Raw genomic sequence first — 2,525 nt, 5'->3', positions numbered from 1 at the left:
TCGAGTTCCTGGGCGCAGAGCAGCGGGACGTCGGCGATGCCGATCCGGCGGGCCGCGGCGGCGGGGAAGTCGCTGTGGAGGTCGGGGGTGGCGGTGAACCAGATGCTGATGAGGTCGTCGGCGGTGAGCCCGTTGCGGGTGAGGACGGCGGTGAGCAGCTCCTCGACGCGCTCGTGCATGTGGCCGGCCTCGTCCCGTTCGAGCTGGACGGCGCCCCGGACCGCTCGTACCGCCACGTCGTGCTCCTTCGCCTGCGTCTGTACGTTCAGCCTAGTCAGCGTAGTGAGCCGGGCGCGCGGCGCGCTCTCGCCGCCCGCCCTCCGAGACGGCGGCCGCCGGTCACGCGCCGGAGTTCGGCCACCCGGCGTACGGCGCGGGGCCGGGCGGGGTAGAAAGGCCGGATGCTGCTGCACGTCGTACCGCTGGACGCCTGGTCCGCCGCTCCCGAGGTCCCCTACGCCCCGCCGTCGCTCGCGGAGGAGGGTTTCGTCCACTGCTCGCCCGACGAGCAGGCGGCCCTGGCCGTCGCCGACGCCCACTACCGGGACGTGCCGGGCCCGCTGCTGGTGCTCGTGATCGACGAGGCGCGGCTCGGCGCGGAGGTCCGGTGGGAGGGTTCGGAGGACCAGCTGTACCCGCATGTGTACGGCCCCGTGGAACGGGCGGCGGTGACGGCGGTCCTGGAGGTCCGCCGGGACGCGGACGGCCGGGCGAGGGAGTTGGCGCCCTGGATGTAGGCGTGTCGCGGCGGGCGGGGCGGGGGCCCGGCCAAGCTGGCCCGTATGACCGCGAACGCCACCCCGCGCCGTACCGTCCTCCTCGCCGCCGCCCTGGTGCCGGCGTCCGCCGCGACCGCCTGCGGTGCCGACGGCGGGGACGGGGGTGACGGCGGTACGGGGACGGGCGCGCCGGCCACCGGGGGCACGGCCACGAGCGCGCCGGCCACGACGGGTCCGGCGGGGACGGTCCTCGCGCGGACCTCGGAGATCCCGGTCGGCGGCGGCAAGGTCGTCGCCGACCGGAAGGTGGTCGTGACGCAGCCGGCGGCCGGGGAGTTCAAGGCCTTCTCGGCCGTCTGCACGCACCAGGGCTGCCTGGTGGACAAGGTCGTGGACGGCTCGGTGCGCTGTCCCTGCCACGGTTCGCGGTTCCGGATCGCGGACGGTTCGGTCGCGGCGGGCCCGGCGACCCGGCCGCTGCCGGAGGAGCGCGTCACCGTCTCCGGGGGGACGATCACCCTCGCGTAGCCTGACCGCCATGGACATGACCCCGGAAGCGCTCGTCCGCGATCACACGGTCTACGCCTGTGTGATGGGCTCGCGGGCGTTCGGCCTGGCGACGGAGGACAGCGACACCGACACGCGCGGCGTCTACCTCGCCCCCACCCCGCTGTTCTGGCACTTCGAGAAGCCCCCCGCGCATGTGGAGGGGCCGGGCGAGGAGCAGTTCAGCTGGGAGCTGGAACGTTTCTGCGAGCTGGCCCTGCGCAACAACCCGAACGTCCTGGAGTGCCTCCACTCGCCGCTCGTCACCCGGGCCGACGACCTCGGCCGCGAACTCCTCTCCCTGCGCGGCGCCTTCCTCTCCCGGCAGGCGCACCAGACCTTCGTCCGCTACGCGGCCGGCCAGCGCCGCAAGCTCGACGCGGACGTGCGCCAGTACGGCCGGCCGCGCTGGAAGCACGCCATGCACCTGCTGCGGCTGCTGACCAGCTGCCGGGACCTGCTGCGCACGGGTGAGCTGCGGATCGACGTGGGCGAGGAGCGCGAACGTCTCCTCGCGGTCAAGCGGGGCGAGGTCGGGTGGGCGGAGATCGAGACCTGGATGGACCGCCTCCAGGAGGAGGCGGACACCGCCCTCACCCGGAGTCCGCTGCCCGCCGCCCCGGACTCCGCCCGCGTCCAGGACTTCCTCGTCCGCGCCCGCCGCGCCTCGGCCCTCCGGGAGCTGTAGGGCCAGGGGCCGGGTCAGGCGTCCCAGAGCGCTCCGAAGGCCATCAGCTCCTCCCGGTACTCGACGCGCTCGGCCCACGCGGCGGGCCAGGCGTCCGCGCCCAGGTGGGCCCCGGCGAAGGCGCCCGCGAGGGCTGCGAGGGAGTCGGAGTCGCCGCGGGTGCAGGCGGCCCGGCGCAAGGCGGTGAGCGGGTCGCCGGGAAAGAGGAGGAAGCAGAGCAGCCCGGTGGCGAGGGCCTCCTCGGCGATCCAGCCGTCCCCGGTGTACGCGCAGGGGTCCAGCTCCGGGTCGGCGGTGCGCTGGACGGCGTCGAGGCGTTCGAGGACGGCCAGGCACTCGTCCCAGCCGCGCCGGACGAAGTGGAGGGCCGAGGGGTCCTGGGAGCGGGTCCACAGGTCGCCGAGCCAGCGCTCGTGGTAGCGGTCGCGGTTCTCGTACGCGTACGAGCGCAGCCGGCCGACGAGCCCGGCCGGGTCCACGCCCTGGGCGAGCAGGCGCACCGCGTGGGCCGTCAGGTCGGAGGCGGCGAGCGCGGTGGGGTGGCCGTGGGTGAGGGCCGCCTGGAGCTGCGC

The 2,525-nt window shown here is 75.2% G+C and carries 5 protein-coding genes; 3 read left to right on the top strand and 2 right to left on the bottom strand.

What is annotated here, in order from left to right; translation table 11 throughout:
* The coding region (aroH, locus tag RIF68_RS34105) for a chorismate mutase (protein ID WP_309055343.1) at positions 1-236 on the bottom strand (236 nt) is incomplete at its 3' end.
* 165 nt (positions 237-401) lie between these two features.
* Between aroH and RIF68_RS34100 the strand changes: the two genes are divergently transcribed.
* Genes RIF68_RS34100 through RIF68_RS34090 form a run of 3 tightly spaced genes read left to right on the top strand, consistent with a single transcriptional unit; the run spans position 402 to position 1,953 of the window.
* Positions 402-737, top strand: a complete 336-nt coding sequence (locus RIF68_RS34100) for a DUF952 domain-containing protein (protein ID WP_309055342.1) — start codon at positions 402-404, stop codon at positions 735-737.
* Between the two features lie 45 nt (positions 738-782).
* Positions 783-1,247, top strand: a complete 465-nt coding sequence (locus tag RIF68_RS34095; RefSeq protein ID WP_309055341.1) for a Rieske (2Fe-2S) protein — start codon at positions 783-785, stop codon at positions 1,245-1,247.
* A gap of 16 nt (positions 1,248-1,263) precedes the next feature.
* Entirely contained in the window at positions 1,264-1,953 is a 690-nt protein-coding gene (locus tag RIF68_RS34090; protein WP_309055344.1) for a DNA polymerase beta superfamily protein, read from the top strand.
* A gap of 14 nt (positions 1,954-1,967) precedes the next feature.
* Here RIF68_RS34090 and RIF68_RS34085 read toward each other — a convergent pair.
* The coding region (locus RIF68_RS34085; RefSeq protein ID WP_309055340.1) for an ADP-ribosylglycohydrolase family protein at positions 1,968-2,525 on the bottom strand (558 nt) is incomplete at its 5' end.

Source organism: Streptomyces sp., assembly GCF_031178505.1.
In the GTDB taxonomy this organism is placed as follows: domain Bacteria; phylum Actinomycetota; class Actinomycetes; order Streptomycetales; family Streptomycetaceae; genus Streptomyces; species Streptomyces gulbargensis.
Note: the sequence above shows the minus strand (reverse complement) of the source record. Positions and strands in the feature narration are given on the sequence as shown.

What these genes read in the sequence shown, in the direction of transcription:
- RIF68_RS34100 (WP_309055342.1), top strand. Translation starts at nt 402, where the DNA reads ATGCTGCTGCACGTCGTACCGCTGGACGCCTGGTCCGCCGCTCCCGAG.
- RIF68_RS34090 (WP_309055344.1), top strand. Translation starts at nt 1,264, where the DNA reads ATGACCCCGGAAGCGCTCGTCCGCGATCACACGGTCTACGCCTGTGTG.
- RIF68_RS34095 (WP_309055341.1), top strand. Translation starts at nt 783, where the DNA reads ATGACCGCGAACGCCACCCCGCGCCGTACCGTCCTCCTCGCCGCCGCC.